Here is a 20190-nt window from a genome sequence, read left to right on the forward strand (position 1 = left end):
TTCACCTCGGACGTGAACGGCACGACTCCGGTGGACGAGTCCACGGTCAAGCCCATCAAGCGCGTTCCCCTGGCTGAAAAGAAACATAAGAAGGCCAAGGCGGCAGCTGCACAGCAGTAGAAAGCACCTTCTCAGTAACCATCGAGGCTGGCCGGAATCTCCGGTCAGCCTCGACTTTTATAGGCAAAATGTTTTCCAATACAAATGGCGGACTCTTTATGCAGCCGTTTTTGCACCCTGGACGAAACCATTGAAGACTTGCCTGAAGTTCTCTCGTTGCCGCTACAGCCAAATCAGGTCCAGCCACATCACTTCCAGCCTGGTTCTCTTTCTTGCTCTTCTTGCATCGCACACACATTTCAGCAGAGCGCAGGGTCTCTGGCGCACCGTTGGGCCGGATGGTGGCGATGCACGATCCCTGGTCTCGGTTCCGGGTCATCCGGAGCATCTCTATCTCGGCACAGCTCTCAGCACCATCTATGAATCCGGAAACGGTGGCGAATCCTGGAAGCGGCTGTCCCGCCTGGATCCGGCTGACGACCTGGTGATCGCGCATATCGTCATTGATCGCGCGGATGCCTCACGCATTCTCGTCGCCGCCTGGCGCTTCGATAAGCCGGAAGGCGGCCTTTACGTCAGCCATGATGCCGGCCGCACCTGGAGTGAAGACCCGGCCCTCAAAGATAAGCCGGTATTCGCGCTCGCGGAGTCGCCTTCCGATCCGAAAATCTTCATTGCGGGCACGCTTGAAGGTGTCTTCCGTTCTACCGATACAGGGGCCACATGGACGCTCATCAGCCCGCCTGGAAACAAGGAAATTCACGAGGTTGAATCGCTCGCCATTCATCCCTTGAATCCCGATATTATCTACGCCGGCACATGGCACCTGCCGTGGAAGACAAGCGACGGTGGCAAGACGTGGGAAAACATCAAGCAGGGTGTCATTGACGACTCGGATGTTTTCTCAATCATTATCGATCCGGTCAGCCCCAGCATCGTCTACGCCAGCGCCTGCAGCGGCATCTACAAAAGCGAGACAGCGGGCATGCTCTTCAAAAAGATTCAGGGCATTCCCGCCACGGCGCGGCGCACGCGCAAGCTCAAGCAGGATCCCGTGAACCGCGATACGGTGTATGCCGGAACCACTGAGGGCCTCTACAAAACCACAGACGGCGGCAAGACCTTCCAGCGCATGACGGGGCCGGATGTCATCGTCAACGATGTGTGGATCGATCCGGAAAACCCCAACCGCGTGCTGCTGGCTACGGATCGCGGCGGCGTGCTGGCCAGCAATGATGCCGCTGTCACCTTCACGGCCTCCAATCGCGGCTTTTCGGCGCGCAAGGTGGAAGCGCTTCTGGTCGATTCCGTCAATCCCGCAAAGCTCTACGCCGGTGTAGCGAATGACAAATCCTACGGCGGAGCCTTTGTTTCTACCAACAGCGGCGAGGAGTGGAAGCAGATTGCCGACGGTCTCGGCGGGCGTGACGTCTTTGCACTCAGCCAGGCGCAGGACGGCACCATCGTTGCCGGCACCAACAGCGGCATCTTTGCCCTGGATCAGGCTTCCGGCGCATGGACTCCTCGCAACACCATCGTGAATACCATTGCGCAGGAAGTTAAGAAGGTTGTGCGCGGTAAACGCGTCAACACGGTGCAGGCCGTTGAGCAGAAGCTCGAGCTCTCCAGCCGTATCTACGCGCTCGATCTCTCCACCGATGTCTGGGTTGCTGCCGCTGAGGGCGGCATTTACACCAGCCACGATCAGGGCGCCACATGGCAGGGAGGTCCTGTAGCCGGGTCAGGCGATTATCGCGCCGTGGCAGCGCATGGCTCCACGATGGCAGCCGCGCGGCCCGACAATCTGGCAGTTTCCACGGATGCCGGGCAGTCCTGGATGCCGATGCCGATTCCCACGGCCATTACCCGCGTGTATCGCGTGGTTTTCTCCGCCAATGGAGCCATGTGGCTGGGCACGCGTGAAGGGGTTTACTTCTCGCGTGACCAGGGCAAAAACTGGCTGTGGCTGCACCGCCTGCCGATGGTGGACGTAAATGGTCTGACCTACGACGCACAGCAGGATCGAATATTGGCCAGCTCACGCGGCAGTGATTTCGTTTATTCCATTGACGTTAAGTCGCTTACCTGGACCTGGCAAAAGACCGGCTTCCCGCTCTCCATGGTGCGGGCCGCAGCCGGTCACCTTGTTGCGGCGTCACGCGCGGATGGAATTCTACTGGAGTCCGCAACAGAGCAGGCTAAAGACGGAGAAGCCGTTTCCAGCAAACCCGCGCAGCAATAGCCTTTCAAGCTGAAACTACCCGAGGGAATCAATCCGCGCGGCCAGATTGAAATCCTTCGCCGTGAGGCCGCCGGCGGAGTGCGTCACCAGCGCAAGCCGCACTTTGTTGTAGCGGATGTCTATATCCGGATGGTGACCGGCGGACTCTGCCAGTTCGCCCACCTTGTTCACAAAGGCAAGCGCAAAACGGAAATCGGCAAGCTCAAAGGTGCGTGTGAGCTCGCCGTTCACAATCTGCCAGGAAGGCGTCTTCGCAAGCTGCTGGTCGATCTCGGCTGAAGAAAGAAGGGAATCGGACATTGTGCTGCTCCTGCCGTTCAGCATATCGAACCAGCGCGGTCTGAACAGCATGACAAGACAAAAAATCGGCGAGGCCAACGCTGCGGAGCAATTGGACCTCGCCTGAGGAACGACCCTTTCTGGTTTGGGAGGGATCAGTGAATTCTTACGTCGCCTGAGCCTGTCTGGATGTGTACATCGGGGCCTCCGCCATTCACACGGCCTGCAATATGGTGATGATCGAAGTCACCCTGTATGGTCATTTCGTGGTCACTGTGTACAGAACCGGAGCCAGTATGCGCATCGAGATTGAATCCCGCGCTGCCCGTCCAGAGTTCGATATTTCCGGAGCCGGTTGTAAGTCTCCATTCGCCGGCTGGCGTTCCCGTTATCTTCAGATCGCCTGAGCCGGTTCCCGCATGCAGCGCGCCATGCACGTCCTTGAGCTCGATATTGCCGGAGCCTGTCCGTGCCGTAACTTCGCCTGAACCGGTCTGCTCGGCCACAATATCGCCCGAGCCGGTGTTTACAGCAAAGTTGCCGTGAAGCCCCGAAGCATGGATATTTCCGGAGCCAGTTCCGAGCTTCGAATTCTCTCCCACACCGTCGTCGGTAATGTCGCCGGAGCCGGAATGCGCCTCAAGAAATGAGTCCGCCGGAGCCTGAATTTCATAGTCAATCGAGATGTTTTTCAGGTTCTCGTTGTGCGCGCCGATGCGGATAATGTTTCCGGTCTGCTCAATCGGCGGATGATCGGCAATCTCCCGAACCTGGTCATCGCTGCCGCCCCAGCTCGATTTCACATGCCCGATGATATGAATCTGGGAGCTGGAGCCGCGCGACACATGCACATTTCCGGAGCCGGTAAAGACGGCCAAGTCAACTCGGCCATTTACAGACAAGTTGCGTTCAAAACTGGCCTGCGCCGCAAATGCGGGCAGAGTGCAGAGAGCAAGTGCTACGGCAGCAAATCGAAATTTCATGGTGTACCTCCAGATCAGGAGCGGGGGAGGGTTAGCTCCGACCACTCTACAGCATGGGAAGGGCCAAATTCAATTCTTCGCTAATTTGTGTGAAATCTGAGGGATGGCGAACACGCTGCTATCTGGAAGTTCGCGCAATTGTCCGCAAACGAACAGCGCGTCCGGCCCCGAACAACGGCCGCCTTGAAATTCTGATCCCCGATCCCCGACATCTGACCCCTGCGCTATTGCTGCAGCACCACCTGATCGCCTTCCTTCAGCCCGCTCAGAATCTCAGTTACGGAGCCATTGGAAAGTCCAACCTTGACCACAACCTTGCGCTTGCCCTCGTTCTGCGTCTTATCGGGAATCTCCACAGACGCATTGCGCTGGTTGTCGTAGATCACCGCGGACTCAGGAACCGTCAGCACGCCCTTGTGCTCGTCGAGAAGTATCTCGGCATTGGCAGTCATATTCGCCTTCAGCTCGCCGCCGGAGTTATCGATAGAAACCCGCACTTCAAACGTCGTTACGTTGTCTTTTTCCACGCCCAGCGGAGCAATCTTGGTGACCTTGCCATTGAAAACGCGATCGCGAAAGCTTTCCACCTTGATCCGTGCCGGCTGGTTCATATAGACGTGCGCAATATCTGCCTCGTCCACCTTGCCCTGCACATACACCTGTGTCGTATCGCCTTCGGTCATCACCAGCGTGGCCGTCGATCCCAGCACCAGGATCGAGCTGACCGCGTCGCCAATCTCCACATCGCGCGAGAGAATCACGCCATCCATCGGCGCCACAATCGTTGTGTAGGAAAGCTGCTCTTCAAGCTGCTTCAGACTGGCATTTGCCTGCTCCACCTGCGCGTGCGCCTGCTTCAGCTTGGCCGTATCCACGCCAATCTGCGCCTTAGACGAGTCGCGCTTGGTCAGCGCCGCCAGGTAATCGCGGTTCGCGTCATCCAGCGCCTGCCGGCTCACAATGCCTTGCTGTTGCAGGGCCATGTTGCGGTCCAGCGTCTGCTTGTACATCGGCAGATCCGGCGCGGAAGCATTCACCTTGTCCTGCTCGATATTCGCTTCAAAGGTGCCGACATTGGCCTCCGCTGCCTCCAGAGTGGCCTTCTGCGCATCCACCTGCGCCACAATCTCCTGCTGATCCAGTTGCGCCAGCTCCTGGCCCTTGTGGACACGATTATTGATGTCCACAAAAAGCTTCTCCACAATCCCCGACGCTTTCGACTTCACCTCGACCTTGGTAATCGGCTGAATCTTGCCCGTCGCCACCACGGAGCGCGCCACATCGCCGCGCGTTACCTTCGCCAGCCGGTTCGGGTCAATCTTCCCGCCGCCCGCCATCCGCGCCATCGCCACGCCAGTCACGCCAAGCGCCAGCACAACCAGCACGACAATCCATATCCACAGCCTTCTTTTCTTACGTGGAGCCACGCTGAATCCTCCAGCGGCATGCCTGGCCGCAGGTTCATGTATGAGATAAAAAGTAGCCGCGATTGCCATCGTTCTGACGATTTTCGTCCGAGGTGTCAACCGCTTTCAGAGGACCACAAACTTTCTTTCTGGCCTCGCAATTCCATACGCAGCGCGACTCGCTTTGGTTCCCAGGCGTACAAGGCCATACTTCAATCGCAAAAATGCTATCCTCACACCGTGATGCACGGTCTCTTTCTCCTCCAATGCGTCGCGGTTGGCATGTTGATCCTGGCCAATGGTTTCTTTGTCGCCGCCGAGTTCGCACTGGTCTCCATCCGTGACACACGCGTAGAGCAAATGCTGCACGCCCGCATGCCCGGCGCCCGCGCCGTTCGCCGTCTCCAGCACGATCTCGACGACTTTCTCCCCGCCGTTCAACTCGGCGTCACCCTCTGCTCCCTGGCTCTCGGCTGGCTCGGCGAGCCCCTTGCCGCGCAGGTTGTTCTTGCCGTTATCAACTGGTTCCCGCACCCTCTCGCACATTCGTTGATCTATGCGCACGCCGTAGCCATCACAGCCGTCGTCCTGGGCTTCTGCCTCATCACTTACTTCCACGTCGTTCTCGGCGAACTCGTTCCCAAATCGCTCGCTCTGCGCCGCGCGGAGGCCCTCGCCGTCGCCGTTGCGCCGCCCATGCTCTTCTTCATGGCTGTAGTGCGTCCCGCCGTGCGCCTCCTCAGCCGTTCCGCCGGTGTCGCCCTCCGCGGCTTCGATGTCGAGCTCACCGAGCGCGCCAGCGCTCATTCGCCCGAAGAGCTCAAGCTCATTGCCACCGCCGCCCGCCGCACAGGCGTCCTGCCGCGTTTTCAGGAAACCCTCGTCCATCGCGCCCTTGAGCTCAACGACGTATCCGTCCGCGAGATCATGACGCCGCGTCAGAAGATTCTCTCGCTGCCCGCAAACATGTCGGTAGAAGAGGCATCCGCGCGCGTCATCGATCTCCAGCACTCACGTGTTCCCGTTTACGACGAGAGCCGCGGCCCCGAGCACATTATCGGCGTTGTCTACTCAAAAGACCTCGCCCGCCTCATCCACTTTCGACCTACCGCCCGCGTCTCCGATCCCGGAGCGCCCATGCCGCTCCTCAACCTTCGCCTCAGCCAGATCATGCGCGAGCTCCTTGTCGTTCCGGAAACCAAGACCGTTCTCGATCTCCTGCGTGACCTCCAGCGCCGCCGCCGCCACATGGCGGTCGTTGTCGATGAATACGGTTCCACCGTCGGCCTCGTCACATCGGAGGACGCCATCGAACAGCTCACCGGAGAAATCGAAGACGAGTTTGACGACCCCGCCCGCCCGCTGCTGGCAAACACCGACGGCGATTTCCTTCTGGACGGCACCGTCAACCTGCGCGATCTCGAAACCCAGATGCAGTGGAAGCTGCCCCGCGATGGCGGTGTGGAAACCCTCGCCGGCTTTCTTCTCGCTCAGCTCGGCCACATACCCCGCGCCGGAGAAAGCGTCGATTATGGCTCCCGCCGCTTCATCGTCACGGAAATGGATGGCCGCCGCATCGGCAAGGTCCGTGTCGAGACAATACACTCCGTGCTGGATCCTCTGGATCATCCCCAGACAGATCAATCTGGAAAAAATGGCTGAACAATCTTTCATTTCAGTAACACAACCCTTGGCCAAAAGGAGCATACTGTTGCGGGGGTTTTTATGCGGCTTTTTCTCGCTTCAACCATCCTTGCAGGCGCAGCATTAGTTCCGCAGGCACAGCAGCCCGGCGCACAGCCGGCCCAGAATCCTGCTTCGCCTCCAACCGACCAGGAGCCCGGGCTCCGCGTCACGTCCCGCAACGTCGTCATTGACGTCATCGTTACCAACAACGGCAAGCCCGTCACCGGGCTCCCAAAGGACGCCTTCACGGTCACCGAGTCCGGCAGGCCGCAGACGGTCTCCTTCTTTGAAGAGAACGCTCCCGCGCCGCCGCCGCAATCCGTTCAGATTCCCAAGATGCCCCCGAACGTCTTCACCAATTTTTCTCCGTTCCCAAATCCTCCCGCTGTTAACGTGCTTCTGCTCGACTCCCTCAACACGGGCACAGACAACCAGAGCTGGGTCCACAAGGCTGCGCTGCAATTTCTCAAGACAGCCAAGCCCGGCAACCGCATGGCCATCTTCACCATGGGCCTCGGGCTGCACTTTGTTCAGGGATTCAGCGACGATCCAAGCGTTCTCATGGCTGCCCTCAACAATAAAAAGAACAATAATGTCGAAAACGCCGGCGCCTTAACAAGCCAGTCCGAGATTCTCAATCAGCAGAACCTCGTCGGTTTGATGACTGCATCCACGGCTTATGGCACCGTAGCGAATCCGGATATGATCGCCGCTCTTCAGACCTTCATGGATGAAAACAATTTTTCGCGGGATGTCGATCGCAATTACCTTACGCTTGAAAATCTGCAGCGGCTTGCCACCTTCCTGCAGGGTTTTCCAGGCCGCAAGAACATCATCTGGTTTACGGAAAAGCTGCCCGGCATATTCGTCGTCAACTTCAACGTGATAGGCGGCATCCAGACCGGCAATCCCTCCTTGAGCGTTAGCGTTTCGCGAACTCTCGCCATGCTGGCCGCGGCCCGCGCGGCGCTGTATCCCGTCGATGCCCGCGGCACATCCGGCAACGGTATCTATACCGCCCAGAATGTGGTCTCCATTGCCAACAATTCGCCACAGCAGATGACTGGTATCGGCAATCCCTCCCCTGGAAGCACAGCCCCAACCTCCCAGGGAATTACCACTAGCGGCATGCAGCAACAGATGAATCAGGAAGACCAGGATCGCAACACCGACCAGCTCAACGCGCAGCTCATCGCGGACCAATCCGGCGGACGAGCCTTTGCCAACTCCAACGGCCTCGCCGAGATCATTGACAAGGTCGCCTCCACCAGCAGCAACTTCTACACCATCGCTTACACGCCCACCAATCCAAGCATGGATGGCAACTACCGCAAAATCGAAATCAATGTGTCAGGGGCGAAATATCAGCTCTCCTATCGCCGCGGTTACTTTGCCGTAGACGATGCGCTTCCCGGCAGTTCGCTCGTGGTCCGCAGCAAAGAGCTGCAGCAGCTCAACCAGAAGGCTCCCGGAGCCGTCGATCCGCTGCTGCCTTTCATGGACCTCGGCATGCCGCAGAGCCAGCAGGTGCTCTACAAGCTGCGCGTCTATCAAGCGCCGGTGGACGCATCTTCGGCTGCTCCAAATGCGCCGCCAAATACGCAACAGGACAAAACCGCCTATAAGGTCGATTTCGCCATCAACGCCTCAGACCTTAGCCTCACGCCGGACCCGGATGGCACTCGCAAAGGCAAGGTCAACATCTCTCTCGCTGTCTATGACCGCTACGCAAACGTCGTCAGCCACGAGGAGCATCTCGTCGATCTCAATTTTTCTCCCGACGCCTGGGCCGCTGTCCAGAACTCCGGCGTGCAGCTCCACGCCAGGCTTCTGGTGCCCGTAAAAGGGAACTACTGGCTCCGCACTGGCATCTTTGACCGCACCTCGCGCAAAGTCGGCACCATGGAGATTCCGCTAAGCACTGTCGTCCCGCTTCAACAGGCCGCGAAATGATAACCGCGTTGTGCGGCTGTCATTCCTGAGCGATCGGCCCCCGCCAAAGGGATCCGGACCGGAGAAATCCGGAAAAGGGCCGATCTATGCATCTTGATGACGCAATCGTTCGTCTCAGAAAGCATACTGTTACCGGGGGTGTCATGCGGCTCTTTCTCGCTTCTATCGTTTTCGCAGGCTCAAGTCTGATATTGCAGGCGCAGCAGCCCGCCGCGCAGCCGGTCCAGGCGCCTGCTGCTCCTCAAGCGGATCAACCCGCGCTGCGCGTCACCTCCCGCAGCGTCGTCATCGATGTCATCGTCACCAACAACGGCAAGCCCGTCACCGGACTCAAAAAAGAAGCCTTCAGCATCGCAGAGTCCGGCAAGCCGCAGAGTGTCTCCTTTTTTGAAGAGAACACGCCCGCGCCGCAGCCATCATCCACGCAGATTCCTAAAATGCCCACGGACGTCTTCACCAACTTCTCCCCGTTCCCTGAGCCTCCTGCCGTCAACGTCCTGCTGCTGGATGCGCTCAACACAAATACCGATAACCAGGGTTGGGCGCACAAGCAGGCATTGCAGTTTCTCAAAACGGCAAAGCCCGGCAACCGCATGGCCATCTTCGCCATGGACCTCGGCCTGCACTTCATTCAGGGTTTCAATGACGACCCGGCAGTCCTCATGGCCGCGCTCAACAATAAAAAGAACAATGAGGTTGCAAACGTCGGCGCACTGACCAGTCAGTCTGAGGTACTCAATCAGCAGAACATGGCCGGCTTGATGAGCCAATCGGATGGGAACGGGGGCACTGCCGCATCGCCGGGAATGATCGCCGCATTCAACCAGTTCATGAATGAAAGCAACCTCGCGCAGAATATCGATCGGATGCAGGTCACGCTCCAAAATCTCCAGCGGCTCGCCACCTTTCTGCAGGGTTTCCCAGGGCGCAAGAACATCATCTGGTTTGCGGAGAAGCCGCCCGGCATATTTGTCGTCAACTCCGGTGGCTTGGGTGGCGTCCAGACGGGCAATCCCGCTCTGGGCGATCAGGTGTCGCGTACGCTCGCCATGCTGGCTGCCGCCCGCGCCGCCATCTATCCCGTAGATCCCCGCGGCACAACCGCCAACGGCATCTACACCGCGGAAAATGTGGTCTCCCCATCCAACTCCGCGCCTTCGCAGATGACCGGTCTCGGCAGCGCCGTGGTGCAACAGATGAACTCTGAAGACCTGGCACGTAACGGCGATCAGGTGAATGCCCAGATCATGGCGGACCAGTCCGGCGGACGCGCCTTCGCCAACTCCAACAGCCTGGCAGACATCATCAACAAGATTACATCCACCAGCGGCAGCTTCTACACCATCTCGTACACGCCAACCAACACAAACATGGATGGCAGTTTTCGCAATATAGAAGTCAAAGTGGCTGGCGCGAAATATCAGTTGGCATATCGTCGCGGATACTTCGCCGTAGATGATGCGCTCCCTGGAAGCTCGCTCATGGTCCGCAGCCAGGAGCTGCAAAAGCTCAACCAGAAAACTCCCGGCGCAGTCGATCCGTTGTTGCCCTTCATGGACCTCGGAATGCCGCAGAGCGAACAGATCCTTTACAAGCTGCGCGTGTATCCGGCGCAGGCAGCCACACCGGCAGGCGCGTCAAACCCCGCTCCAAACGCACCGCCGGACCTGACACCCGGCAAGGATAAGACGGCCTATAAGATCGATTTCGCCATCGACACATCCGATCTCACCCTTACGCCTGCTCCCGACGGCAGTCACAAAGGCAAGGTCAACATTACGCTTGTCGTCTATGACCGCTACGGAAACATCACCAATCAGGAAAGCCATCTGGTCGATCTCAGCTTCCCGCCAGACGCCTGGGCCGCAATCCAGAAAACCGGCGTGCAGCTTCACGCACAGCTAGCCGTGCCCACAAAAGGGAACTACTGGCTCCGCACCGGCATTTTTGATCGCACCTCACGCAAGATCGGCACTATGGAGATTCCGCTAGGCGCCGTAGTGCCGCTTCAGCAGGCATCAAAATGATAACCATATCTGTTGTTGGGCCCAGCAAAATGTTGCTTGCCCCACCCTTGCGATTCCTTCCATCGCAACGATGGGATAACAAATGGCTCTGCTGTTTTCCAGTCCTGTGTCTTCTAGCCTTGACAGCTCTGTACGCCCATGCTCAACAACCCGAACTCCGCGTCACATCCCGATCAGTAGTCATTGACGTCATCGTCAACAACAACGGCAAGCCGGTCAGCGGACTCAAAAAAGACGCCTTCACAGTCACAGAGTCCGGCAAGCCGCAGACAGTCTCCTTTTTTGAAGAGAACGCGCCAACGCCGCCGCCTCAGTCCGTGCAGATTCCAAAGATGCCTACGGACGTCTTCACAAACTTTTCGCCCTTCCCCAACCCGCCCGCCGTCAACGTACTCCTGCTCGATTCCCTCAACACGACCACGGATAATCAGAGCTGGGTCCACAAGGCGGCTCTGCAATATCTCAAGACCGCCAAGCCCGGCAACCGCATGGCCATCTTCACCATGGGCCTTGGCCTGCACTTCATCCAGGGATTCAACGACGATCCCGCCGTACTCACGGCCGCGCTCAACAATAAAAAGAACAATGAAGTCTCAGACGTTGGCGCAATGAAAGCCAAGTCGCAGACTGTTGCCGAAGAAGAACTCGCCGCCATTATGAGCTCTGGGGGGGCCGCGCCCGGCATGATCGCTGCTCTTCAAAGCTTCATCGATGAAAACGACCTCGAGCGAAATGTCGATCGCACGAACCTCACACTCAAAAACCTCCAGCGCCTCGCCACCTTTCTGCAGGGCTTTCCGGGGCGTAAGAACATCATCTGGTTTGCAGAAAAGCCCCCCGGTGTATTTGTCGTCGGTTCCGGCGGCTCGGGCGGTGTACAGAGCGGCAATCCCGCTTTAAAAGAGCAAGTGGCGCAAACGCTCGCCATGCTGGCCGCGGCACGCGCCGCACTCTATCCTGTCGACGCCCGCGGCACGTCCGTCAACAATATTTACTCCGCAGAAAACAACACGAAACTGGCGGGGATCGGTCCCAACTCGCCCACGACCGAGCAGATGGGCGAAGAAGACACGGAACGCAATGGCGATCAGGAGAATGCGCAGATCATCGCCGACCAGTCCGGCGGCCGCGCCTTCGCCAACTCCAACGGCCTCGCGGACATCATCGACAAGATCACCTCCACCAGCAGCAACTTCTACACCATCGCCTATACGCCCACCAACACAAAGATGGACGGCAACTTCCGCAAAATTGAAATCAAGGTCTCAGGAGCGAAATATCAGCTCTCCTATCGCCGCGGATACTTCGCCGTAGACGATGTACTCCCCGGAAGCTCGCTCGCCGTCCGCAACCAGGAACTGCAAAAGCTCAATCAAAAGACTCCCGGCGCCGTGGACCCGTTACTACCCTTCATGGATCTGGGAATGCCGCAGAGCCAGCAGGTGCTCTACAAGCTGCGCATCTATCCAGCGCCGGCGGACGCGGCTGCGGCAGTTCCCAATGCAACACAAAGCACGCCGCCAAACCCGCAGCCCGACAAGTCTCCAGACAAAAACAAAATAGCCTACAAGATCGACTTCGCCATCAACACCTCCGACCTCAGCCTCCCGCCGGACCCGGATGGCACGCACAAAGGCAAGGTCAACATCACACTCCTGGTCTACGACCGCTTTGGCAACATCGTCAATCATCAAGAGCATCTCGTCGATCTCAGCTTCAAACCGGATGTTTATGCAGCAGTGCAGAAAGCCGGCGTGCAGCTTCACGCCGATCTTGCAGTGCCCGCAAAAGGGAACTACTGGCTACGCACCGGCATCCTGGACCGTGGCTCACGCAAAGTCGGCACCATGGAGATTCCGTTAAGCTCCGTCGTACCGCTTCAGCAGGCCTCAAAATAGCTTCTTAGCCGCTCTGCCGTCATCATCGGATACCATGCGTATAAGCTATGGCGACGGTAACTCCATCTCCGGCAGGCACATCGCTTAGTGGTTCCGTCTTTGTGCTCATCCAGTTTGATGTCTGCGAGGAGCTGCGTCTCGACGTGCTTCAGCAGGCTCTCAAACAGGAGGACGAGGCGCGCACCCTCCGCCAGCCGAACCTCAAGCACTCCGCGCCCTCGTATGTCAGCTACCAGCGTCCTCCCGTCACAGGCCGCCTCGATCCACTCGTTCTCGAATCCGGCGAGCGCCTCGAAGGCGAAATCAAGTACTACGATTACGGCGTCGTCAGCATTCTCTATCAGTTGCCATTCACGGGCGACTGGGACAGCCTCGTGCATCTCTCCAGCCGCTGGGTCTGGGACGTGGATTTCGCCTCTCGCGTTGAGCCGATCATTCGCCAGAAGCTGAGCCGCATTCCGCAGGCTATGGAGAACCCTTACACGCGATGGCTGAGCGAAGACTACTTCATCTTCCATGTCCGTGACGCCTCCGGTGCGCCATCGAGCACAGAGCTGACCGCCCGCTTCGGCTCGCAAATTGCACAGATCGTACGCGGTGACCGTATCACTCTCTCGGAACGTGAGATCACCGAAGTGCTCCAGTCGCAGATCTCGTACTACGCGCAGGACCTTGCCGTCATCACCTGGAACGCTGCGTTTCTATATGACTCGGCAGCCGGCGCGGAGACCGCCATTCAGTTGCTGGAGTATGCCAACTCGCAGCTTCTTGAATTCCGCCATTACGATGAGCTGCTGACAGAAATTCTCGACCGCGTCTACGACGAGCTAGAAAAGAAGAACAGCTTCTTCAGCCGCTGGAGCATGGCCCGCAATGCGAATGGACTTCACTCGGTGTTGCTGGAAGTCTCAGAGCTTACCGAACACGCCGACAACGCCATCAAGTTCCTCAGCGATATGTTTGCCGCGCGCCTCTACAAGGTAGCTGCCGCCAGGGTCGGCGTGCCGGATTACCGCGATCTCGTCGAGCAGAAGCTCAAAACCGCTGAGGAGCTTTACAACTACATGGTCGAGCAGTTCAACCAGACCCGCACCTTCTTTCTGGAAGTAATGGTTGTACTGATCCTGCTTATCGAGCTGGTATATGTCTTCCGCGGCAGGCCGGTTTGAGTTTCTGGCGGCAGATTGGAAGAATATTTTCGGCGCTAGCTTTCCTTGCGGTAGAGCATGTCGCGCATGGTCTTGCGGCGGGCCGCATTTAGCTCGGGGTCAGCACTGGAAAGACCCCCGGAAGCGGAATCGTCTTCTTCGGGTTCACTGCAGGACGGACAGCGGTTGGCAAAACCAGGTTTATCGGGCTTCAGCTCGAACTCTTCACCACAGACGGCACAGGTACGAATAGGAAATGGCATAACAAACTTATTTTAAAACCCGGAATTGAAGTATTCCCGGCCAAAATATCTTGCTCCTTTAGTTCGAAACAGATACTCTGCACGCACCAAGTTCAGTTCACTCCGGCTTCATCCTGAAAAATGGCAGGGCGATCATGTTGCAAGCTAAGGACAAGAGACCGGCTATCCCCGAGCGATTTCGCGAGATACTTCCGGAGTCATTTCTTCAAAACTGGAGTATTGCCGAAGAGCGTCTGCTCAATGCTGTTGCCGCCGGCGCTCAGGCCGTCGCCGGCGGCAGCGATCTGGCGCGTGATCCTGCCAATCATCCAGACACGCCGAACCCGTGGCCAGAAGAGCGGAGGGTACGCGCTGAACTCATCCGATGGCTTTGCACGGATACGGCGGCTGCGAGCAGAATTGGTTCTCACGGTATCCAGCTCTTTGGAGCGCGAATCTCAGGGCCGCTCGACTTGGCGAACGTAAAGCTCTCGTTTCCGCTCTGGTTACTGCGGTGCCAGATATGGGAGGCTGCGGATCTTTCTTACATCCAGATTCCGTCGCTGGTCTTGTCAGGTTCTTCGCTTGGCTGGTTGGATATCTCTTATAGCCGGATTCGAGGGGATCTGGCGCTCGACGAGAGCTTCTCCAGCAATTTTGGCGTGACGTTGTATTCCGCCAATATAGGAGGGGATCTTGATTGCGTCGCAGGCCGCTTCCGTGCGGATGGTAGATACGCCCTCAACGCCCAACAGGTCACCATTGATGGTTCCGTATTTTTTTCGGACGGTTTCTGCGCCCATGGCGGAGCTTCTTTGAGAGCGGCGCATATCAGGAATGACGTGAGTTGCAAAGGCGGCAGTTTTGTGGCGAATAAAGATGACCCGAAAACCAATTTGGAACTCGCCGCATTCGACGCGGAGTCAGCGGTGGTAGGCGGCAGCATCTTTCTGTATAAAGAGTTCTCCGCAACGGGGCGAGTTTTTCTCGGCAGCACTCAGATAGGCGCCGAACTGGTTTGTGACGGAGGCCACTTCAACAACGCAGACGGTGAGGCGATTTCTGCCGCAGGCATCTCTGTCAAAGGCGGCGTTTTTCTGGGCAACAAGTTCTCTGCACAAGGCACGGTGAACCTGGCGGGCGCGCAGATCGGAGGAAATCTTAACTCTGAAAAGGGACAATTCAGTAGTTCTTCAAGCTGGGCGATCAATGCCGAGGTCATCACGATTGGCGGCTCTGCGCTTTTGAATGACTGCACGGCGCGGGGCGGAGTGCTGCTGAGGGCGGCGCATATCCGGAATGAGCTGGATTGTAGTAACTCGCGTTTTACGGGGAACCCAGGAAAGCAGGGCACTGCTGCCTTGCAAGCCATGTCGGCGGTGATTGGCAGCGGTGTTTTATTGAATATGGGATTCATCGGAGAAGGAGCAGTTTCTTTCGATCTGGCTCAAATTGGCGGAGATTTTAGCTGTGTGGACGGCAATTTCAAAAATGGTTCCAATAATTCGCTTTCGGCAGAAAGCGCGGCGATTAAGGGAAGTGTCTTTCTTCGTAACCGATTCTCCGCGAACGGCAGGGTGTCTCTTATGAGCGCACAGGTGGATGGAGATCTCGATTGTGAAGGCGGCAATTTCACTGCTTCTACCGGTGAATCCCTGAACGCGGAACGGGCAATCATCGGAGGCACTGTTTATTTCAGGAAAAGTTTCTCTGCCCACGGCAAAGTGAACCTAAGGTCTGCGCATATTCGGAATGATCTCGATTGCAGCAACCAAAGCTATTTTGTATGGAACAAGGGCGATGATCACGCGTTGAATGCCTCCTATGCGGTGGTCGGCGGGAACATCTTTTTTTATGACAGGTTTTTTGCCGAAGGACCTGTAGGTATTGATCTGGCTCAGATAGGCGGAGATCTGGATTGCAGGGGCGGAAGTTTTAAAAATGCGGGCGGTGTTGCACTGTTAGCAGAAAGCATTGTGGTAAAAGGTGGGCTTTATCTCAACAACAAGTTTTCATCGCTTGGCAAGGTAAGCCTGGTGAGCGCGCAGATTTCCGGGGACATGGACTGCCAGGAAAGTTATTTCAGCGCCCCCGGCGGCACGGCTCTCGATGCAGAACGCGCCACCATTGGCGGTTCCGTCTTTCTTCATGGAAGTGACGGAGATTTCAGCGCGGATGCGACAGTGGACTTCAGCGAGGCGCAGATCAGCAGAGACATGAACTGCACACGAGGCAGCTTTCAAGATGTGAGTCTGTATGGAGCCACCATCAAGCAGACTCTCTACTGGACGGAGATCAAGTCCATTTCCAGACTCAAGCTGAGCGATCTGAAGGTGGATACGCTTGAGACCGACAATGCGAAAAGCTGGCCGCGAAAGGGAAATCTTTCGCTCGATGGTTTCACTTATCGATCGGTTACCGGCGGTTTTCAGGATTCGGATTTTCGAAAAGACTGGCTGCGGCTGTCGTTGCCTTTTTCTGAACAGCCTTACACGCAGTTGGCAAAGTTTCTTCAGGACACGGGAGATGGCGACGGGGCCAAAGAGGTGCTGTCGCAGATGGAATCCGATTCACGCGAGAATGCGCGACAGAGATTTAACCCGCTGCGCAAGTTTGAGAACTATGGCGGAGACCTGCTGCAGCAATCGACTACGGGTTACGGTATTTACCCATTGCGGGCCGTGTACGGGCTTGGCTTAATGGCAGGCTTGGCGTGGGTGATTCATCGCCGGGCCGAGGTTCGCAACGCTATGGCTCCCTCAGAGAAGGAAGCCTATGACGCATACCATACAAGCGGCAAATTGCCGGATCATTATCCACCGTTTCATCCGCTGATCTACTCGCTTGAAAACTGCATACCACTGGTGAAGCTCGGGCAGGATGACAAATGGCAGCCTGACTCATCTCCGTTACAGAATCCGCACCCGCCTGTGGCGCCGGCAGGGAAGGCGCAGGACTGGCTGGGCAGAACGCTGGACCGTGTGCAGCAAGGGTGGGAGTGGATGGCTCAGCGCACCATCGACCCGGCATTCATTCGACCGAACCGGCTGCGCTGGGTGCGCTGGATATTGATCATGCTGGGTTGGATACTGGCCACATTCTTTGCGGCCGGCATTGCGGGGATTGTCAAAGGTGGCTAGGACAATCGCGTGAGGCAACGCTGTTGCGTTTACAGCGACGGCATTTTCCTGGAGCGCTGGCGCGCCGAAGAGCTTCGCATTTAGCTCATAGGGAAGCGCGCATGCAGGGCGAATGCCTTTTTCCTGTTGCGGCATCGACTCAGAATCGTGCGGTCTACGATTATGTTGTTGTTTTGTGAAGAGGTTGCCCTGAAATGAGATGAAGGCGAGCCCTGTGGACTCGCCTTCGGTGTTTTTGCCGGCACGACAAATATCGCGCCAACTTGAGTGGAGGTTACATGCCGGTTTTGGGTGCGGCTTCAGCGGCTTTGGGGTTGGAGAGAATTTTGGCGAGGGCCTTGAGGCGGTCGGCATCGGCGGGGGTTTTCGCCGTTTCAGCGGCCTTCTCTGCCGTCTTGGCATCGCCCTTCAGCTTCTTTCCATTCTTGGCATCGATGTTGGCCTTGATCGCCGCAATCTTGTCCGCCGAAAGGCTCTCACCGCGGGCGAGCTGATCGAGATAAGCCTTCGCCGTGACGAAGTTTTCCGGATACTCGATATGCGGCTGATCCTGAACGTTGAGTTCAGGCAGATAGACCTGGCCGGCGGCGTCGATTTCAGCCTGCGTGATGTATTTCGTCGGGACGAGCTTGAGAACGTCCGTACCGCGAGCGATCTCAGAGCCGTAGATATAGCCGTTGTAGTAGTAGGTGGACCACTGGCCGCCCATGGCGGGACGGCTGTCATCGACCGGGCCACGGTCAAAGTAGCCGATCTCGAAGGGATGTGTGGGATCGGTATAATCCATGAGGGAGACGCCGCCCTGGTACCAGGACTGCACTTCGATGTTGCGGCCAGGGATGGGAATCATGGAGCCGTTGTGCGCGACGCAGTTTTCCTTGTCGGTTTGCGGCGCGGGCATCTTGTAGTAAGCGTCAAGCTTCAGCTTCTTGTCCGGGGTGATAGTGAAGATGGCGTCCGCGCCCCACGCCATGGGGTCAGATGCGCGGCAGCGAGGTTGGCCGCCGCCGCCCCACTCATCGGTGAAGAGTACGGTCTTGCCGTCATTCGAGAAGTTAGCCGAGTGCCAGAACGAGTAGTTGGGATCGGTGACGGCATCCAGACGCTTGGGATGCACAACGTCGGAGATGTCGAGCAGGATGCCGTTACCGGAGCACGCGCCACCGGCCACGCCGAGCCAGGAGTAAACGGTAATGTCATGGCAGCCGCGTGTGGCCGAGGTGGTCTGCGTTCCATCGCCGTGGTTTCCGCCCTTCCAGAGGCCGTTCACGTCGCCGCTTTGAGGATCGGAGAAGATGTACGGGCTGTTGACGACCTTGGCCTGCTCAGGATGCGCCAGCGGCACCTGGATAACGACGATGGTAAAGAGCGCCGTCGTGGGGTCCTTGCCAGGATCGCCGCCGGAGCAGCCTGCAAGCTCGTCTGCCGGGCGTACACCGGCAGAGCCGGCAACGTAGACGTAGACGTTGTCCTTGTCCTTGGGATCGACAACCAGCGTGTGCGTGTGCGAGCCGCGGCAGGTCTGCACATCGACCACCTGCCTGGGGTTCTTGATGTCCGAAATATCGAAGATGCGGACGCCCTTCACGCGGTCCTTGCTGGGCGGGGGCTGCATGCGCATGATGAACTCGCGGCGGGCAGCGGCGTCCTTTTCGGCGTCTCCCGTGGGTACAGGCGGCTTAGGCGCGGGTTCGGATGTCGGAAAGCCCTGGGTGCCGCAATCCATGCGGCCGTTGGCGGCTTCCACAGACATGAAGAGCAGATTCTTGTAGACAGAGACATCGCCCTGGCCGCCGGGGCAGATGATCGACGTGACAAGCGTCATGTGCGACGGGTTGGAGATGTCATAGATGTTGATGCCGTTGTAATTGCCGTTGAAGAGGTACTTCGAGTTGAATGCCAGGTCGGAGTTGGTGCCGCCGTAGTTGGCGCGCGGCCCGCTGGGCGCCTGCATCATCATGCCGCGCTGGCGCGGGGCGTCGGGATCGACGGGCGGCGGAGCGGGCGTGGCGTCTACGGCCTTGATGGAGTCGACATCCGGCGCAAAGCCGGCGGGCTTGGGCGTAGTGAGCACGAGTTCCATGCCCTGGATGGCAGTAGCTGCGTCATAAAGTCCGCCCTTGAGGCCCACGCGCGGATCGCTGCTATCGGAGCGGGGATTCACGTAAACGCTCGGCGGAATGGGAGGGGTTTTAGCCGCTGGAGGCGTGGAGGGTGTTGGGCCCTGCGCGGCCAGCCCGGCAGAAAAACCGGCCGTGGCTAGTGCGATTAGAGTCAGTTTGCGTGTGGCGAATAGGGAAGCAGTGAAGCTCATTGTCTCTCCTTCAGCATGTGACGCATGATGTCGATTTCAGCCTGCTGGGTGTTGTCGACGTCATTGGCGAAATCGAATAATTGGGGATCCTGGCCTGCGCCAGGGTTGGCGAAAAGCTCTTTGACCATTTGCAGTGCGCCGGAGTGGTGCTGGATCATTCCGGTGAGAAAGAGATGGTCGAACTCGGGGCCGGAGGCTTTGCGCAGAGCCTCCATTTGAGCAGCGGTGAGCATGCCGGGCATCAAGGGCATGTCCATCTTCATGTCTTTCATATCCATGCCGGCCATGGGGTCAATCGGCAGACTGCGATCCGTAAGCCACTGCTTCATCCAGCGCATTTCATCGGTCTGGGAGACGTCGATTTTGTGCCCGAGTTCCTGGATGGCTGGGTCCTGGGTGCGGGTCTTCAGCATCTCGGTCATTTGCACGGCCTGGTTGTGGTGCATGATCATGCCCTGCATGAAATCGGCGTCTGCTTTGGATGGGGCTCTGGGTGCTTCGCCGGCGTTGGCGGCGGTGGGTGTGAGGGACTTGTTTGAGGCGCCGGGCGCGCCTGGCTGGACGATTGCCGGTGGAGGCGAAGATTGTTGCGCGAGCGCGGCGAGACTACAGAGCGTGAGAGCTGAAACGGCGAAGACGGGACAAAGTTTGCGGGACAACAAACGATTCTCCAAACATGAGACTGTGCATTTGGGGCCATGCGGACGGGCTGCGGGCCGGGTCAGGTCGTTCTCGAAAGCGAAACTTGCAACTGCGGGGAGCGATCTTGCAGTCGTGCACAGAGTATTTGGATGACTATATTACCGCGCGGC

General features: G+C 57.9%; 13 protein-coding genes. 7 read left to right on the forward strand and 6 right to left on the reverse strand.

What is annotated here, in order from left to right; genetic code table 11:
• The first annotated feature begins 250 nt into the window (after positions 1-250).
• Complete coding sequence (locus tag ABSG47_RS01630; protein WP_424165514.1) at positions 251-2302, forward strand: WD40/YVTN/BNR-like repeat-containing protein; 2052 nt, start codon at positions 251-253, stop codon at positions 2300-2302.
• A 15-nt stretch (positions 2303-2317) separates the two neighbouring features.
• Here the strand turns inward: ABSG47_RS01630 and ABSG47_RS01635 are convergent, their stop codons facing one another.
• The 3 genes from ABSG47_RS01635 to ABSG47_RS01645 all read right to left on the reverse strand — a co-directional run bounded on the left by ABSG47_RS01635 (position 2318) and on the right by ABSG47_RS01645 (position 4991).
• Positions 2318-2602 (reverse strand): 4a-hydroxytetrahydrobiopterin dehydratase, encoded by a 285-nt coding sequence (locus tag ABSG47_RS01635; RefSeq protein WP_424165517.1) that lies wholly within the window; start codon positions 2600-2602, stop codon positions 2318-2320.
• A gap of 134 nt (positions 2603-2736) precedes the next feature.
• Positions 2737-3564 (reverse strand): DUF4097 family beta strand repeat-containing protein, encoded by an 828-nt coding sequence (locus ABSG47_RS01640; RefSeq protein ID WP_424165520.1) that lies wholly within the window; start codon positions 3562-3564, stop codon positions 2737-2739.
• Between the two features lie 224 nt (positions 3565-3788).
• Positions 3789-4991 (reverse strand): efflux RND transporter periplasmic adaptor subunit, encoded by a 1203-nt coding sequence (locus ABSG47_RS01645; protein ID WP_424165522.1) that lies wholly within the window; start codon positions 4989-4991, stop codon positions 3789-3791.
• 261 nt (positions 4992-5252) lie between these two features.
• Between ABSG47_RS01645 and ABSG47_RS01650 the strand changes: the two genes are divergently transcribed.
• From ABSG47_RS01650 to ABSG47_RS01670, 5 genes are all read left to right on the forward strand, one after another.
• Entirely contained in the window at positions 5253-6632 is a 1380-nt protein-coding gene (locus ABSG47_RS01650; RefSeq protein WP_424165525.1) for a hemolysin family protein, read from the forward strand.
• 63 nt (positions 6633-6695) lie between these two features.
• On the forward strand, positions 6696-8609 hold the full coding sequence (locus ABSG47_RS01655) for a VWA domain-containing protein (protein WP_424165528.1): 1914 nt from the start codon (positions 6696-6698) through the stop codon (positions 8607-8609).
• A gap of 143 nt (positions 8610-8752) precedes the next feature.
• Positions 8753-10636 carry a VWA domain-containing protein gene (locus tag ABSG47_RS01660; protein ID WP_424165530.1) on the forward strand — a complete coding sequence of 628 codons (1884 nt, stop codon included), beginning with the start codon at positions 8753-8755 and terminating at the stop codon, positions 10634-10636.
• Positions 10637-10755: 119 nt separating this feature from the next.
• Positions 10756-12534 (forward strand): VWA domain-containing protein, encoded by a 1779-nt coding sequence (locus tag ABSG47_RS01665; protein WP_424165533.1) that lies wholly within the window; start codon positions 10756-10758, stop codon positions 12532-12534.
• A 47-nt stretch (positions 12535-12581) separates the two neighbouring features.
• Positions 12582-13703, forward strand: a complete 1122-nt coding sequence (locus ABSG47_RS01670) for a hypothetical protein (protein ID WP_424165535.1) — start codon at positions 12582-12584, stop codon at positions 13701-13703.
• 35 nt (positions 13704-13738) lie between these two features.
• On the opposite strand, the gene ABSG47_RS01675 is transcribed toward ABSG47_RS01670, so the two are convergent.
• Complete coding sequence (locus tag ABSG47_RS01675) at positions 13739-13945, reverse strand: hypothetical protein (RefSeq protein WP_424165538.1); 207 nt, start codon at positions 13943-13945, stop codon at positions 13739-13741.
• A 134-nt stretch (positions 13946-14079) separates the two neighbouring features.
• On the opposite strand from ABSG47_RS01675, the gene ABSG47_RS01680 reads away from it, so the two are divergent.
• Complete coding sequence (locus ABSG47_RS01680; RefSeq protein ID WP_424165540.1) at positions 14080-17064, forward strand: hypothetical protein; 2985 nt, start codon at positions 14080-14082, stop codon at positions 17062-17064.
• Positions 17065-17338: 274 nt separating this feature from the next.
• Here the strand turns inward: ABSG47_RS01680 and ABSG47_RS01685 are convergent, their stop codons facing one another.
• Positions 17339-19378, reverse strand: a complete 2040-nt coding sequence (locus ABSG47_RS01685) for an LVIVD repeat-containing protein (protein ID WP_424165543.1) — start codon at positions 19376-19378, stop codon at positions 17339-17341.
• Positions 19375-20037 carry a DUF305 domain-containing protein gene (locus ABSG47_RS01690; protein WP_424165546.1) on the reverse strand — a complete coding sequence of 221 codons (663 nt, stop codon included), beginning with the start codon at positions 20035-20037 and terminating at the stop codon, positions 19375-19377. The genes ABSG47_RS01685 and ABSG47_RS01690 overlap by 4 nt, the downstream gene beginning before the upstream one ends.
• Positions 20038-20190 lie beyond the last annotated feature (153 nt).

This window comes from Occallatibacter sp. (genome assembly GCF_049510455.1).
In the GTDB taxonomy this organism is placed as follows: domain Bacteria; phylum Acidobacteriota; class Terriglobia; order Terriglobales; family Acidobacteriaceae; genus Telmatobacter.

What these genes read in the sequence shown, in the direction of transcription:
- ABSG47_RS01635 (WP_424165517.1), bottom strand. Translation starts at nt 2,602, where the DNA reads ATGTCCGATTCCCTTCTTTCTTCAGCCGAGATCGACCAGCAGCTTGCG.
- ABSG47_RS01640 (WP_424165520.1), bottom strand. Translation starts at nt 3,564, where the DNA reads ATGAAATTTCGATTTGCTGCCGTAGCACTTGCTCTCTGCACTCTGCCC.
- ABSG47_RS01650 (WP_424165525.1), top strand. Translation starts at nt 5,253, where the DNA reads ATGTTGATCCTGGCCAATGGTTTCTTTGTCGCCGCCGAGTTCGCACTG.
- ABSG47_RS01655 (WP_424165528.1), top strand. Translation starts at nt 6,696, where the DNA reads ATGCGGCTTTTTCTCGCTTCAACCATCCTTGCAGGCGCAGCATTAGTT.
- ABSG47_RS01660 (WP_424165530.1), top strand. Translation starts at nt 8,753, where the DNA reads ATGCGGCTCTTTCTCGCTTCTATCGTTTTCGCAGGCTCAAGTCTGATA.
- ABSG47_RS01670 (WP_424165535.1), top strand. Translation starts at nt 12,582, where the DNA reads ATGGCGACGGTAACTCCATCTCCGGCAGGCACATCGCTTAGTGGTTCC.
- ABSG47_RS01675 (WP_424165538.1), bottom strand. Translation starts at nt 13,945, where the DNA reads ATGCCATTTCCTATTCGTACCTGTGCCGTCTGTGGTGAAGAGTTCGAG.
- ABSG47_RS01680 (WP_424165540.1), top strand. Translation starts at nt 14,080, where the DNA reads ATGTTGCAAGCTAAGGACAAGAGACCGGCTATCCCCGAGCGATTTCGC.
- ABSG47_RS01685 (WP_424165543.1), bottom strand. Translation starts at nt 19,378, where the DNA reads ATGAGCTTCACTGCTTCCCTATTCGCCACACGCAAACTGACTCTAATC.